Raw genomic sequence first — 16,343 nt, forward strand, 5'->3', positions numbered from 1 at the left:
TGTTTATCGTGTAGTTGCTTGGCGCGCGGCGCGGCTACACCGCGCCATTGCTTGTGACAGTTGCGTAAGTCCTGAGTACTGTCTGTGTATCACATCTACTCAATATTCACAATATGAATATCGATCGATTGCAGTCACTTAAGCGAAAACTCACGAATGACGCAGACTTGTCCGATATCTGGCTATTTTATATGGATCATTTTGCGGATTGGCCAGAATTTACTGACCTGGGCGAACCTGCTGAGAATGAATACCTAAATGCTGTCCTTCAAAAAACTTGTCAGCAGATGTTTGCTAGGGCAATAAAGATTAGTAACTTTTTGCTAATCTACATAGCTCCATATAATTTATTTCATGGCGCTTTCCAAGTTGAAGGACGTATTGGGGGTGTAATTTATTTCGAGGATATAAAAATTGGTTTGATTGCAGTGTCGGCAGATTATCCCCCTACCGATGCGGTTAAGTATTCACGTTTTACTGAGGTGATTCAACTATCGGCACCGCAGGGCAACGATTACAATTGAGAGAATCACAACTTCAGCCTGCTTTTTCGTAACTGTTCCTTTGCCTTCACAGAGGAACTTTCTTAACTGAACCACATTAAGCCAATTGCGTAGGCGCAGCCCGTCGTAGACATCGCTAATACTCTATAAGCTTTAAATTAAACGTTTTCTTTCCCAACAATTTCACTAGATTCAGCACTTGAAGACATACATCAAATTGACGAGAGTTAGCAATTCCCCATATAAATTTACAAGTTAGTCTTCATCTAACCGTGAGTGCTTTAATGGTTGAGCTTTCTGATAATATGCATACCTAAAATTTTTAAAGTATTGTTGTTATGGCTCATAGAGAGTGATATTAACTCTTGATCCAACAGATAAAAGCTACCCATAATACTAACCCAATTATACAGTCCGTTTTTTGGTCTGTTAAGCGTTATTGTCGCACTCCTTCGATTATTTGCTCCTTTAAGTATTAGAATACCACCAAAATTAAAACTACCCGATGCAATTAATTTGCTGCTATTTACACTAGCCATGATATTGGTAAAGGTGTAGCCTAAAAACTTGAGGCTTCCTGCAATACTGGCAGAATTGCTGATATTACCATTAGTTCCTTTACTCAGAGTGACTGTAGCGCCGTTGAAAGCTAAAATGCCAAAATTGAAATTGCTTGTAGCTTGAAATCCGCTCTCGTTCAGGCTGATACCTAACGCGGTGAATTGTTTTCCTAAGAGAGTAACATCGCCTAAACCAAAAACCTTTTTATTGGTTAAATCAAGTTTAAAACTAGGAACATTGAGCTTTATAACATTGCCTAAATTAAGAGCTACATTATTAATTGAAACATTTTGAGTGTTAAATGATAATGTGCCACTACCCAAAGATTGATTAAAAGCAATAATATTTGCCGTTCCTGTTGCGCTTTGATTCTTCAAATTAACTGTGAGGTTCGGAATAGTCAAAGTCAAGAAACCTGCTAAACTCAGCCGAATATTCATCAAATTGACAGTATTTTGAGTAACATCAAACGTAATGCCTGCTAGGGTATTCCCAAAAACTGAAATTGTTCCTAAACCACTACCGCTACCAGATTTTATATCGATACTCAGGGCATCAACATCAATACTCAACAGATTGCCTAAACTCAGGTCAAAGTTTTTAAAGGTAGTATTGGTTGGCGTAATTTTAAATTCAACATTCGCAATTTCGTTGTCAAGAATTTCTAGATAACCATCTCCCTGAAGATACTGCTCACTAGGCGTTACCTTTAAAGATAAATCTAAACTATTGTCATCCGTTCCCTTAATTCTCAGAAATCCTAAATCAATTTCCAAAACTTTTAATGAACCAGAGATATTATTAAAAGTTTTATCTCCTTGAAGGATTAAGATTGCCTCATGACCCCAAGCATTAAGTTTGCCATTAATTTCTAAACCTTCTGATATCGCTTGAGCCGCAATTACTGTCGGAAAAGGAACATACTTAATTAAAGGATTAATTTTTCCGTCTTCATCCCCATCAATTGATTCGATGTTTAAGTTCACTAAGCCTTCTAAAAGCCCTAGTGCTTTATTAATTAAATCCGTTGAATAATCTACTTGTTTGCTAAGAAAGGAAGCGACTGGCCCACGCCACAAATCTATTAAGCTAATTGCTTGCTTGGGATTTAAAATTAAAGCTAATCTTTCAGGATCATTAGTGTCCATCAGAAAAGCTACCTCAAGGTCTATTTTTTCCCATTTCAAATCACCAATGAAGCCAAAGTTATCAAAGTAAGGAGGTAAATACGTTCCGCCTCCTTGAAACCTGATATTACGAAGTTCAGTTCCTACCAATCCATAGGGATTAAACCAAGATTTTTCACCTTGTTGACAAAAGTATGCTGTTAAAGATTCGGGTTCTAGAGAGAGACTACCAGAGAGAAATAACTTAGGTTCTTTTTCTTGCGTGGGATCGTAGCCTTGAAGAATTAAATTTCCAGTTAATCCAAAGTTTGGCTCTAAATTAGCACCAATATTTAACGCGATGAGCAAGTTTTTAAAAATAGCCTTAAATTGTTGCCGGGAAAATAGCTGAATATCGTCTGCAATATTACCTGTTAAGCTAACCTGTCCTGCCGGATTAAAGTTAATTATTGCTCCTAAGCACTCAATTCCTAAGCTTTGATGAATAAAACTGCTCAAATTTGTCTGGAGATTATTTAAATCAATATTTCCAATAAAGTTAAATCCTCTGTTTAAGTTAATACAACCTAATTCTGAATGTATAAAACAATGCTCAGTATCAGTAATAATTAGCTCTGGTTTACTTAATTTTAAATCGTTGATAATAGGAAATTGACTAGCTATTTTGCTCAAAACAAAATCTTCATTGAATTTCAAGTTTAATGTAGTTTGCTTGTCAAAAAATAATTCAATATCTTGGTTATTTAGTAATCCTTTAAAGCAGAGTTCCACTTCTTGAGAAGTTTTATTAATTTTATATTTGAGTGAAGATATTCTAATTTCAGGTTTGCCAAATACTTCAACAATGATTCTATCAAGTGCCACATTTATGTATGGAATTGTACTATGAATGCTAAAAATTTTGTCTAAATTTAACTGCAAATCCTGGTCAAAATCTAAATAATTTCCTGAACTTGAGGAGACTAAATTTACATCCTCTGACAGTCCAAGTTTTAATTTGATAGCATTAGGTAAGGTGATTCCTGTTAAATCAATGCTATTAGTCATAAGTCACCACTGGCTGAAGCCACCATTTTATAAAGACAACTTGCCAATCTTCGGCTTAATCTCTTTTGAGAATTTGCGGTACAGGCTGATTACACTGCCATATCTAAGCAATTTTATCAATATTAGCGATCGCTAGCTACAACCACGCCTGGTTGATTAGGACTGCCCTGTGGCACCAACAACTAACGGTTTGCTAGGCGTAGCTAGTACCGATGCGTAAAAAGCATCCATATCTAACACTCAATCTCCAATCTTCTCAGTCAAAACCGCAAAACAGTATTGACGTACAGTTATGAGGAAAGAAGCGATCGCTGGAAGCCATCTATGCTCCTATTATGCTAAGGTATCTACCCGAAAAAGAAATTTGTATCGAAAAAGATAAGTTTTCTTGAGATTACCTTGAACATTTGTCATCACAAAAGAAGTAAAATTCTCTGGCATGGTTTCTGGGTCAATAGTTATTTCCTTGTAAGTTATGGCTCTTTTTTTACCATAAATTATTTCCCTAATGTATTTAGTTTCTGATTTTTGATTAGTAAAGTTTATCTATCAAATTGAGGTGGCTGCTCAAAAGGGAATAGAGTAGGAGGCTGTTTCACATCTGAACCATGATTAATATCTTCTTCATCTTCCTCTTTACTTGGTTGCTGAGGTTTTTTCTGAACAGTATCTGCCTTCTTCTCTTCGTCAGTTGCAGCTTTTTGGGCGTTTATTAGTGCCTGCCCCATAGCCTCTGCCGCAGCCACAGCCGGATCTTTGGCTTGCGGATCGTAGGTTTCTAAAATCAGCGATCGCACCTGCTGTTGCCCAGTAGTAGTAGTAACTTGAAGCATTAGTGTCATGGTACTAGGTTTTGGCCCAGGATTTAGAGATATCGAGCCTTTTAGAGGTACACTTCCAGGTGCGGGAAGTAGCTGAACCTGCGTAGAGTCACTAGCATCAACCTGCCAAGCAAAAATTAGAGGTAAAACCTTTTTATCTTTGCTGATGGGAATGAGATATTTATTGTTAACAGGCTTACCATTGATTGTAAACTTGAGAATGCGCGGTGGTCTGGGAAGAATTTTAATTACTTCCGTCTGTTTTGGTTCAATCTTGTCGTTTTCATCACCTTTGGGAATTGCTTTCAGTGCAAAGACGTAACTACCTGGTTTTTTGATACCAGTTTTCACCTTTTGACAGACAAGCTGTTCTGCAAGAGTACATAACCTCCGCAACTCGTGGGGAATCCCTTGGCTGAAGTCGTATGTTTTTACAGGACTTACTATTAAATTGTCTGGAGTACGACCGATAATTTGTAGTGATTGCAATTGTTCGGGATGTGTCACAGACCAATTGAGGCGAATCTCATCATCCACGAGCTTGCTGGATTCCTCAGTTTTTCCCTTTGACTTGTGACTTCCGACTTCTACCTTCTGTCTTTTTTCCCCTGTCTCTTGTCCTCGAACTTCTTGATATATCGGTTGTGTTGAGTTAAAAACAACAATAGAAGGCTGGGGAATAGGAACAATTGTTACTGGGCTAGTTTTGCCGATGTCTGTAACAGCACCCCGCCCTGGCTTTGGTAGAGCAGTCATTTCAAAAACGTAAGTTGCGCTTTTGCGTGCGCTGGTGCGAACTTGACGACAAGTTAGCGAACTTTGGTTTTTCGTGCAGAAAGGTTGCAGCTCCGCAGGCACACCTTGATTAAAATCATACACTTCTGGACGAGTCAGAGGTGTACCATCAACAGACAATCCGACAATTTTCAGAGTTTGCAGGCGATTCACATCGCTGATTTGCCAGCCAAGATGCACCACATCGCCATTAACAGCTGAATAGGTAGTGTCTTCTGGATACAGCTCGACAATTTTAGGCGACGGAGGAATTCTAAATAATACCCACCAAATTAAATAGGCAACTGCCCCCAGACTCAATAAACCTAAAAGTAAAAAAGGTAACAATTGCCATAAAGGACGGGCTTCCCACACCAATACTCCCGGTAAATTATTGTTAGGGATAGGCAAATGCTGTAAATCTTCTAAATCAACGCAAAAGTTAACAATTCGCCCACCCCCCATTAGCGGACGCCGCCACCACTTCTGTGGCTGTACCTGCAAGTTAATACCTACAGTTTCCTGCGGCTGCACGAGTGCTTGAGACTGCTCTAAAGTGTAAGAATATATTTCTAACTCATCAAGATTCTTGACTTGTAAAGAAATCTGCCGCTCTATATTACCGGAGTTGGTCAACTGTACTTGAAATAGTCCTGGTTTAGTTCGTACCCGACTAATAATTGAGCGTAATTCTGTCTGGAGTAAATGTCTGGGTGGTACTTGCAGGTAAACTAAATCCAGCATGATCGAGTTTGGATAGTTTTCCGAATATAGCCGCAAAGTTGGCACATAGTTCCCAGAGAGTGCATCCATCCCTGGAGCGATCGCAAGCATGATTACCCCGCACTCACCTGGATTCAGGTTCAAACTGTCAGACTGAACGATTAATCCAGCGCCTTGGAAACCTTGAGGATAAGTAATAGTAAACCAACTTTTGGGCAAATCAAAACAAACCAGCCGAAAGCGATCGACGCGATCGCCCCGGTTTTGCACCAATACTTGAACAGCCAACGCCCCTCCCTGCTGAATCACAGCCGGGTTAGTAGAACTGCTGACAGGCTGTAAAATAAACGTAGGCTCACTGCTATTAACAATATCATTAGTTGCAGGCAACACTTGGATATACTGTTCGTACCGAATTGGTGTATCTTCGGGATAATGCTCGTGGGCATCAACTACCAAAATATAATTGTAAGTTCCTGGTAGCGTATCAACAGGCACATGAAATGTAAAGACGACCTCTTCACTCTGTTCTGACCCCAACGCCAAATATTCTCGCCCAGAAGTACACCAAGAGCGCACACCTGATGATATTTCCTCAATGTAGACTTCTATAACAGCACTTTGCTTGCCCTTATTGCCTAGCGTCACACTTAAAACAAAAGTTGACCCTGCCGACACAGCATCTTTGCCAGAAGCGCTTAAAATCACGAAGAGTGGTTTTAAGCGAGTAGAGTTGAGAAAACTGCTACTCAGTTGTGTATCTATATGTGAGTCCAAATGTTTGCTTAACATTATCTTGTTTTTTTTGGAGAAGAGCTAATGGCTAATGGCAATTAGCAATTAGCAATTAGCAATTAACTACAATCCGAGAGAAACTGTTTAACACGTTGCTGTTTCACTAAATGTTCTTCTGAGCCACTGATAACTAAAATTTCATCTCGAATGCGTATTATGTCAACACTTGTCAGCGATTTTGCAGAGTGGATGAGTACTTTACCTGTTAAATTTTTACTGCTACGCTCACCCTGCTCATTCAAAGACCAAAGCTTTGTCTGACCGCTTTCGCCTGCACTTGCCAAGTAACAACCATCACTACTCATAGCTACTGCACGCACTGCTTGCGAATCGGCAGTCCACTCATCTACCAATTCACATTTAGCTTTGCTCCTCAAGCAAGGACGTAAGTTCCAAATTTTGATCGTGCCTTGGTTGTCTCCAGTTACTAACAGATTAGGCTTGCTGTCACTAGAGGCTAAAGTAAAAATATAGTCTTTATTAGTGTTAGAACCAGTAGATACAGAACGTAATTGATTAGCTTTCAAATCCCAAAGAGTTAGTTGGTTGAATCTGCCAGCAATTGCGAGATGACTTTCTGCTTCCCCAACCAAAGCCAAGGCATTCACCGCAAATCCTACCTGTTGCTTGCGGAATATCCGGCTTGATAACCCATCTAGCGTCCACTGTACAACTAATCCGCTACCATGACCGCTAAATAGCGATCGCGAGTCTTTGGTAAACATCAAATCAAATACACGGTCATCTATTTTAGCGGTGAAGGGAGGCTCGGCTTTTCCTGACAGCAAATTAAACAACTGAATTTGACCGTTTTCAAAACCTACTGCTACTTTGTCGTTGTTCACGGGACGGTAACGCACCACTCGCACGGCTTTATTTGCTCGTACCAACATTCCTAGAAACGCTAACCCATTTGATTCCACGCGCCATCGGCGGATAGTTTGGTCATTAGAACCGCTAACCACTTCCTCAGCCAATCCGTTGAACCGAACAGTGTTGACTGTATCTGTGTGTTGTTGGCCAAGGCAACGTAACCAATTACCTAAAGCTAAACTCAACAGCACTCCGATGCATAGTCCTCCCAGTTGCAGCCATTCGGGAATTACAGGCAGCACCTGTAAATCTAAAGTTTGGGTATCATTGTGTACTTCAATCCGGCTATCATCTGTGACAGCTTTGGCTTGTAAAAATTTGCGTTTTGTCCTCCCCAACCAAGGGCGTTTTTGCTTCACCTTGAGGCTAAAGTGCGTTAGTCCTCCCTCTTTGAGGTCTGCTTTTTCTGGTATCACCTCAAATTCAAGACTTGAAATTTGGGATTGGGAATTTGGGATTGGCTCGTTTCCATTCTTTGACTGCCTGAGAAGACGGATTTTAGATTTAATTGAATTTACAATCCCAAATATGAAATTTAAAGTCTTTTTTTCCTCCTCCACATAACTGACTTCAACACAAGCTTCCTGACGGAGATTACTTTGATTATCAAATTGCAGCGTATATTCAGCAGTATTGGCATTTCCATCGCGCCACCCACCGGATTTATTTGGTATTTTTTGGCGTAAAGGAATACATTCAAAATCTATAAACCCTTCAGGCAAAACAGTTAAATAGCCTTGGGCATGAACCAAAGGCGCTTCTGGCTGATTTGCTTCAACAGTGAAGGCGTAGCGATCGCTTAATGCTTCCGCAGTAGTCGGAATCTGGCACTCGAAAACTTCTTTTATCTTTTCATCTACAGGAAGTAGCAGACGCTTCTCTGTTCCCTCTGGAAACCACGAGGGATCTAAACCTAACAAACGCAGAGTAACTTTGGTAGCTCGTGGACTATAGCTTTCTAGGGAAACAGGAATCTGAAACTTGTCTCCCGGATAGCCCTTAAATTCTTTGTTAGGTAAGTCCAGTTGCGGTGCCGCGGCGCCTGTTCCTGGTATTATCAACCTCACCACCAAGCGACTATCTGAAGACGGTAACTCTAGAGAAAAAACCCGCACTGCGATAGTCATCAAACCTGTAAATCCAGGTTTAGGGCTATCAAGTACGGTGATAGAAAACTGAGTTGAGTCACCTGGAGGTTTTTTAGTACAAACTTCTGGGGTTACTCTGTACCAATTAGCACTTTTACCAGTTTTAGCCCCAGCTGCTAATAATTCTACCTGAAAAGTTGCAAACTGGTCGCTATTATTAACCACCATAACATCAAAAGATACAGGGTTTCCCCCAGGTTCAAATGTTATTTCTTGTGTGGAAATATTCGTAAATATAAGTTCTTTTAACATATAAAATTGCTGATTGCTGATTGCTAATTGCTAATTGCTATTAAAAATTAGCTATTAGTCAGTTGTTTTTGATGCGGGAATAGTGTTTGCCATTCGTGTTGGTCAATCATAAACAAAGTGGTTGGTTCTAAGGTGCGTGCTGTTGCAACCTGGGGAGTGTTAGATAACAAAGATTCTTCGCCAAAAAAGTCTCCAGCAGAGAGAATTTTTAAAGGCTTTTGTAATTTTTCAATATAGAGTTCGACGCTGCCTGTAATAATCAGATAGAATTTGTCGTTTAGTTCATCTTCATGAAAAATTACAGTGTCTATAAATAAGGTATTTTGATGTCCAATGTTAATAAGTTTTTGTAATTGAATAGAATTTAAATGTTGAAAAGAAGGAACGAGGTGCAGTAGGTTGCTTAAATTGGGTGTATTAAATGTAGTTTTTTCCCTGCACGAACGCGATCGCATTAATAATTCTTGAAAATCAACATTACCAGTCATCTGCTTTAATAAAGCAGTTTTCTTGGCTTTGTCAGTTTCCGAAAGCAACTGCTGCACCCGGTCTTTGAGAGTCTTTTCACGGCTATAAACTATGTCAGCCATCTCTTGAAATACCCGCGCCAATTGTCCAATTTCATCAGAACGTTTAGCAATGAGTGCGAGCCTATTTAAATCAAATTCACTAGATGCAATTTGCTTTGCTGCATCATTCATTTCCAAGATAGGCTTGGTTAACCAGCGAGTCACCACTAGTCCCAGCAGTAAGCTGAACGCTAACGCACTCAGTCCTATAACAATAGTGACATCTCTAGTGCGCTGGAAACCTTCCATAAATTCTTTTTCTGGAACAACCACAACTATCAACCAGTTAAGACCATATTTGTCTTGAAAGGGTTTGATTTTCACCCATTCCACTTCTCCCTTTGGTGAATAAAACTTGAATGGCTGTTCTTCCTGAATCTTGCTAAAGCCACTGTATTTTTTGTTCACATATTCAGCAGTGGCTTTAATCAGAGGCTCTTGAACAAAGTTTGTAGCTTGAATTTGCTTGGCATTATCATCAAAAATACGACTCTCAGTGGATGCAGCAATTAATTCTCCAGAACGTTCTACAATAAAAATTTCCCTAGAATTACCGTGACTCAATTTCTTGAGAAATTCACCGATTTGAGTCAGGAAAAAATCAACAGCTAAAACGCCTTGCAGCTTACCACTACCGTGTTGATAAACAGGACGTACTGCTGAGACGCGCAGTTGAGTTTCTTGAGTAGTTTTTTTCTCAAAAATTTCCGTCCAAATCGGTTTTCTAGCTTTCACCGCCGTTTGATACCATTGACGAGTGCGGGCATCGTATTTTGATGGTTTACCTAACTCTTTGCCGCGATTTCCTAGCTCGTCTGCTTCATAGACTACAGATGTCATATTAGTAGATGCATCGGCAACATTAAACATCAGTTCATCCTTATTACTCCGATCTCTAACAACACTTCGTAGCTGACCAGCTGTTTCATAACCAAATTGAATGCCATTCACAGATTTAAATACCTTAGCTTGATACCAAAAATGGCGCTCCAATTTATTCGGTTCATTCAAATTTAATTCATCCTGCACGATTGCATCAGCATTTATTTGATTAATTAGATGTGGGGTTTCTACATATTTTTTCAAATTTTCTGTAATCCGAGCACTCATCATCTCCATACTTTGATGTGAAAACTTTTCAGCATTGCGATAACCTGTATATAAAGCAATCGTTCCCAACACTCCTACGCAGGTTAATAAGGGAACTAAAAAGGCAATTGGAACAGTTGTCCTGATGGAAGGCATTTTTTTAGTTAGTTGTTAATAGCTAATGGCTAATTGTGATTAACTGTTGAGCATTTGCTGCAACTGCGTTAATTGATGGCGATGCCATGCAAAATGCAAAATATTAATTCCCATTTCTTGGGCACTGCGAATAGTTTCTCTTGATAGCGATAAAGTATCATCAATTCCCCAAGCGCTAGAAAGTGAACCAACTACCAGTACAATGCCACCCCAGTTAAATAGGTGAATCGGGTAATTTTGCACAATTGGCAATTGAGCAAAGAGAAATGGTTGATTACGTAAAGTATGGTTATAACTCAAAGTATCTGAATTGACGGTATTAATGCCCATATCTTCAGCGAAATCGCGGATTGGTTGCGAAAATTCCTGTAACTGCTGAGTTAAATTTGACTCAACGGCGTTGAGTTCGGTTTCTAGGTCTTGACGAATTGAGGCGATTTCAGACTCATCGGTGAGATTGGCGATCGCAAATCGCAATTGCTGTCTGACGGCGCTTAGTTCAACAATATTCGCCTCTTGTATCGACACTTCTAGCAGTATCACTGCCCCACCTGCCAAATATTGACGTAAAGTCTGACGCTCAGACTCTTGCAATGTCAACAGTTGCCCAAGCGTGAAAAAGAGCAAATCGTAATCTAATTGCTCTGCACCTGCTTGCAATGTCACCTGGTTAACTGTTCCCTGTATAGCTGGGTAAAGAGCCGTAACTGATTGCATCAGGTAAGAAAACTTTGCAAAAGTCACAGCATCCCCCGTCTGTCCCGGAATTACCTGTGCTACTCGAACTTGTTCTAAACTTCGGACTTGTGCCAGCTTGCGGTAGCGTAGATCCAACTGATTCGCTTCAGGATTTAGAACATCTGCGGCTGATTCTAGCTGCACCTCACCAGGTTCGAGCAAAATCCGACACAGTTCTACATCAGTATCATTTGGTGGTGTAATCTTTTCATCAATCCGAAAAGTTTCTTGAAGCAGTTGCCGTTCTTCCAAACCTTGCAGACGGTCTGGATCTACATAATTAATCACTACGTATACCACCAAAGAACCGCTAATAGATGGCTCTGAAGCAATATGAAATGCTAGTGGCTGCGGTACGACGATGGGGTTGCCATTGTGGTCAATGGCAACCCCCGGTTGAATTAGCAGCCAGCGCCCATCTCGGTATTCTTGTGCTACTTCAGAAGGTGGTGGAATTACGCAAACTCCCAGTCCGCTAACAATACCAGCTTGATGTAGCGACTGATAATAAATATTCTGACGTTGGCGGTGATAATCATGAGCCAATCGCCAATGCTCGGCTGTGAGCAGCAAACCATTATTAACTTGTAATCGTTGTAAAGGCTTAATTGATAAAGGTGGAAAGGGTGAGGACATAAAATTTTAATTGTTAATTGTTAATTGTTAATAGCTAATGGCTAATGGCTAATTGCTAATTAGAAATATAAATTTTAAATGATTCGTAATAATAACATTTCTCTGTTTTTCTCCTCTGCGGTTTTTTATTCATATTCTTAGCTATTTGCCATTAGCTATTAGCTATTAGCCATTAGCCATTAGCTATTCTGAATAATTAAATCATAAGTACAAAATGCAGGTTTTTCTTGTTCAATAACACTACGAACAAAAGACTCATCAATTTGATTTTTATTTTCTGGGCGCAAATGCAGTGTGAAATGGAACGGGCGGCTACCACCCACAATAGAGTCTTCCCCTAATTTTGCTTCTCCAAACACACACCCTCGACTAAAAAATTCGGTAATTCCAATATGCTTATCTTTTTCATCAGATATGTGGTCATCTAAAGGTAACTCTGTTGCTAAGTGCAAGTAAAAACGCAATCCCCGCCGCGTACCACGCCATTGATAAATCTGCATAGCGCTTTTAATCAAATAGCGTTGTCGTTCCAGTCCGATTTGTGGTGTTTGATTCCAAGCTACCCAATGAGCCAGAAATGGTAACATCGCTTGAGGTGCAGTCAAGGGATCGAGGTAAGCCCAGAGATTTTCTAAGGTATGAACGCAAGGTTCTAAGCTTTGCTCAAAGATTTTCAGAAAACGCCCGACAAAATCCACTTCCCGATAAATAGCAGGCAGGAAGTTGAGGTATAGACTGGGAGGACGTACATAAAGATTGAATGTAGTACTCTCTACTTGTCGCCTACTTGTGTCTGATTCAATTAAGTAGGCGTGGAGATGAACTATATAGTTGAGCTTGAGAGTTTCGTTAGGGTGTAACGCTGAGAGGGACTCAAAAAAGTCAGTAGGTATCCTAAAATACAGCACTCCTTCCATCTGCTGACCCACACGGACTTCAGATCCCTCCATCCCAATGCGACACCATTCTTGAGGAAAGTCTCCTTTTACTTGCAAATCCAACTGTACGGGGCGAGATCCCACATTTCTCAGTTGTACCACCATCTCGCTCGGTTCTCCTGGGCGCAGCAACAAGTTTAAATTCGGGCGCTCTTGAGCGTTTGTACCCATTCCTCCCCAAGAAATAGGGCGTTTTACTTCGGAAACTGGTACTGCCTCCGGAATTTGCATTGGAGTCAATTGCAGACTGAGAAGTTGGTTTTTGTGGGATTGTGTCATGGTTAATGGCTAATGGTTAATGGCTAATGGTTAATTGCTAATGGCTAATGATTAATTGCTAATGGTTAATGGCTAATCGGAAAAACAATCACCAATCCCAATTAGCAATCAGCAATTAGCATTTAGCAATTAGCAATTGACTAAATTACAGTAATTGCATGACTCGATCGCAGTTCACTATCTGCCCAGGAGCAGATTAGTCCCAAAGTTCCGGGGTTGATGATGTTATTAGGTGCTAGAGAGCGCGTCCAAGTGGAATCTTGTCGGCGGAGTTCAAATAAAAGGATGGTTCCGAGAAAGCGGACTCCGGTTGTTTTCTGAAATAAATTGACGATATCTGAAGGGTAGACGCTAGCACCAAATTGCCAGCCTTTACCATCAAGCCCACCTGTAAGTGGGTTGAGAAAGCGGTATAAGGCTACTTGCAAGCTGCGGATAATCGCTTGCTGTGCATGAGGATTGTTGTATTCTGGCTCTAGCCCCACTTCTGCTTGTACGGCAACACCAACATATTCTGGTTCCCGCAGCCGCACTTGTACGCCCAATAAGCGTCGCTCATCTAGGTAACTGAGGATTTGTGTTTGCAGGGCTTGATTGAGTACAAATTGAGTCGGGTTGATGCCTTCGGCACGGTTTATGCTGTCTGTGTTGGCTTGCGGAACAATTAACAAGTCAACTATGCCTCTGGTAGTTTCGTCATTGGCGCGTAGAGGGCAACAGACACGGGAAACTGCACCTCTGCCAGCTTGCAGTGCCAAAGTCTCAAAGTCTTCGGGAGTGACGGCCCGATCGCGTGTTCTAAGTATTCGTGGCACTCGCATCACGGCATCTTCTAAAGATTCCGCATCAGCACCATTTCGAGCGGGGACATGATTGATTACCCTTTCTACATAAGGAATTGCGGTTTTGGGAATTCGTAAAGAGCCGCTAGTGACGTTGCCTTTGCGTCCGCCTCCTGTGCGGTATGCAACCATCCGAATCAGCGAACCTTTGGGGGGGATGGCTCCATACTGTCGTTCCATCTGTTGGACAAAGTGCGCTTGTTCTCCAAGTTGGGTGAGGCTTTCACCAGTGATTTGTATTCTTCCCCGTAGCTGTACTTCTTCCCGCATCTGGGCTGGTTCCCGAATTAAAAAACCAAACTGCACTTCTCCTGTAAGTGAATCTATCCGATAATGGCGGTCAGATGGACTCGAATCAGCAAAATCGTTGACCTCGCTCCAAATCTCCGGCAACCCTCCAGGCGGCGATATCAGAATGTATTCTCCTGGTTCTCGTGGCAAAATTGAGGTATTTTGCAGTTGAAATTTCTGTCCGGGAGTGCCGTCACTTTTACCAATTAATTCATCTAGTACTAAATTACACTGACTAGCATTCACCGTACCGCCTATGGAACGAGCGGAAATGCTGATTAATTGAGGCGAGTAAGTGTATCCTGACTGTGTACCCATTGGTAGCGTATAAACACAGCGCAGCCAGCGTCCCTGATAAGCGGCAAAGTAGGTGACGGGAAATTCTTGAGGCAAGTGCAGGACGACATCAGCTTCGGCAACGGTGTTGGGGGCGGGGGGTTGCCCATCACTAAAGCTGAAACCACGGGTGCCATCATCGGACTCTTGCAAGAGAATCGGTTGCCAAAATTGCCCATTCCAAGCTTCCCAATGGCGGGGCGGTTTATCTGGGTTGATACCTGTCGATGTAGCGGCTTCTCCCCGTAGTTTGATGGCGAGAACGTTGCCGCTAATTGGCTGTTCGGGACTGAATACCAGGTAAAAACAGTTTCCAGGTTGGGGATGTTCTTCAAAAATCGACTGGGCGCGACCTTCCCAATTGTCATTATGTCGCGTCCAGAGATTTGTCAGGCGATCGCGTAATACAGTTGGTGTTGTTTCTGCCGTCCTCGCACTCAGCAAGTGGGTAATTTCCGGCTGACCAATTCTCAGAGTTTCGTCAGTACTAAAGACAATTGCCTCTTCTGTTTCCGTGCGAATAGTCGCAACTTCTCTACCTGCGGGAATTTCGTAAGTATGGGGAAGGGATGAACTCAGGTAGAACGTTAGTTCTGTTTGGGCTGGGGCGGCTGGGAGCAAGCGAATACCGAGCATTTCCAGAAAAACGACAAAATTACGTCGCGGCACTTGGTTAAAGCGCACCATCATCTGGTCAGTCAGCCACGCAAACAGTTCTACCAGCGTGATACCAGGGTCGCCCGGATTGTAATTCGTCCACTCAGGACAATAGCGCGGGATGCGAAGAATGCACTCGTCTACTAAGTCTTTGAAGGTGCGATCGTCTAAATTTGATTTTGGTAGTTTTGGTAAAAATTCAAATTCTATGGTCATTTTTTAATTGATAATTGCTAATTGCTAATTGCTAATTGCTGATTGCTGATTGCTAATTGCTAATTGCTGATTGCTGATTGCTAATTGCTAATTGCTGATTGTTGATTGTTTTTTCGATTAGCCATTAACCATTAGCCATTAGCCATTAGCCATTAACCATTAGCCATTAGCCATTAACTATTAGCCATAAGATAAAACGGAAAAACCAAACTGCGCTGTTCGTGGCTATTCCTGGGGTGATATTCAATAATAATGTCTAAGCGATCGCGGACTGGATCTGGTTCGGTACGCACCGCATCAAGGATAATTCGGGGTTCCCATTTCACTAGTGCTTCTTGGGTATACAGTTTTGCCAGCAACAGCGTTTGTGTATTCATTGGTGCAAAGATTAACTCTTCTAAACGACAGCCAAAATCTGGTCGATACACCCTTTCACCCAATCGAGTCCGCAAAATAATCAGTATTGATTCCTCTATATTTGGGATTATGGAACTTTGTTGTACAGTTCCCTGAACGCTAACTCCGAGTGGAAATGCCCATCCTTTACCCAAATGGGTTTCGTTGTTTTCTTCTGACATATTACTCTTCTGAGTTTGAGTAGTTTTCGGTATTTAACATCTAGTCCCAAATCGGAACTAGATTGATTATTAAATCCCGAAAAAAGTGATGTAGGTATTCATTAATACCCCTCCCTAACCCGACCCTAATAAAGGGGAGGGAACTTGATTTACGGTTTCCCCCTTTCTAAGTTGGTGGGGAGGAATTGCCACCGGAAGAAAGGAAGGGAACTTGATTTCCGGTTTCTCTTGGAAAGGGGAGGGAACAAGATTTATTTTTCCCCCCTTTCCAAGCTACGGTGTATACACAAGTCTGAAGTGGCTCAAGAATCTGGGTTTTACCCCACCCTAACCACTGCTTGAATTCAATAAACGACTACATTTAAGAAGAAATTCGACTTGTGTGTACACGGTA

The 16,343-nt window shown here is 41.4% G+C and carries 9 protein-coding genes and 1 pseudogene; 1 reads left to right on the top strand and 9 read right to left on the bottom strand.

Going from position 1 to position 16,343, the window contains the following annotated elements; genetic code table 11:
* Positions 1-191: 191 nt before the first annotated feature.
* A complete protein-coding gene (locus RMX98_RS24335) occupies positions 192-524 on the top strand; it encodes a hypothetical protein (RefSeq protein ID WP_409881792.1) in 333 nt (110 codons plus the stop codon).
* A gap of 260 nt (positions 525-784) precedes the next feature.
* Here RMX98_RS24335 and RMX98_RS24340 read toward each other — a convergent pair whose 3' ends face one another.
* The 9 genes and pseudogenes from RMX98_RS24340 to RMX98_RS24380 all read right to left on the bottom strand — a co-directional run bounded on the left by RMX98_RS24340 (position 785) and on the right by RMX98_RS24380 (position 15,949).
* Positions 785-3,238, bottom strand: a complete 2,454-nt coding sequence (locus tag RMX98_RS24340; protein ID WP_322675787.1) for a hypothetical protein — start codon at positions 3,236-3,238, stop codon at positions 785-787.
* Between the two features lie 381 nt (positions 3,239-3,619).
* A pseudogene (locus RMX98_RS24345) lies at positions 3,620-3,778 on the bottom strand (IS701 family transposase); the annotation flags it as partial.
* 2 nt (positions 3,779-3,780) lie between these two features.
* Positions 3,781-6,348, bottom strand: coding sequence for a hypothetical protein (locus RMX98_RS24350; protein ID WP_322675788.1), 2,568 nt, complete (start codon positions 6,346-6,348; stop codon positions 3,781-3,783).
* 62 nt (positions 6,349-6,410) lie between these two features.
* Positions 6,411-8,624: a hypothetical protein gene (locus tag RMX98_RS24355; RefSeq protein ID WP_322675789.1), complete on the bottom strand. Its 2,214-nt coding sequence runs from the start codon at positions 8,622-8,624 to the stop codon at positions 6,411-6,413.
* Positions 8,625-8,671: 47 nt separating this feature from the next.
* Positions 8,672-10,438: a cache domain-containing protein gene (locus tag RMX98_RS24360; RefSeq protein ID WP_322675790.1), complete on the bottom strand. Its 1,767-nt coding sequence runs from the start codon at positions 10,436-10,438 to the stop codon at positions 8,672-8,674.
* Between the two features lie 39 nt (positions 10,439-10,477).
* Positions 10,478-11,812, bottom strand: a complete 1,335-nt coding sequence (locus tag RMX98_RS24365) for a hypothetical protein (RefSeq protein ID WP_322675791.1) — start codon at positions 11,810-11,812, stop codon at positions 10,478-10,480.
* Positions 11,813-11,991: 179 nt separating this feature from the next.
* The gene (locus RMX98_RS24370) at positions 11,992-13,029 is read right to left on the bottom strand and encodes a phage tail protein (RefSeq protein WP_322675792.1); all 1,038 of its coding nucleotides are present in this window, start codon (positions 13,027-13,029) and stop codon (positions 11,992-11,994) included.
* 140 nt (positions 13,030-13,169) lie between these two features.
* Positions 13,170-15,371, bottom strand: coding sequence for a putative baseplate assembly protein (locus tag RMX98_RS24375; protein WP_322675793.1), 2,202 nt, complete (start codon positions 15,369-15,371; stop codon positions 13,170-13,172).
* 173 nt (positions 15,372-15,544) lie between these two features.
* Positions 15,545-15,949: a GPW/gp25 family protein gene (locus tag RMX98_RS24380; protein ID WP_322675794.1), complete on the bottom strand. Its 405-nt coding sequence runs from the start codon at positions 15,947-15,949 to the stop codon at positions 15,545-15,547.
* Positions 15,950-16,343 lie beyond the last annotated feature (394 nt).

The organism is Nostoc sp. DedQUE02, assembly GCF_034531035.1.
Lineage (GTDB): Bacteria > Cyanobacteriota > Cyanobacteriia > Cyanobacteriales > Nostocaceae > Nostoc.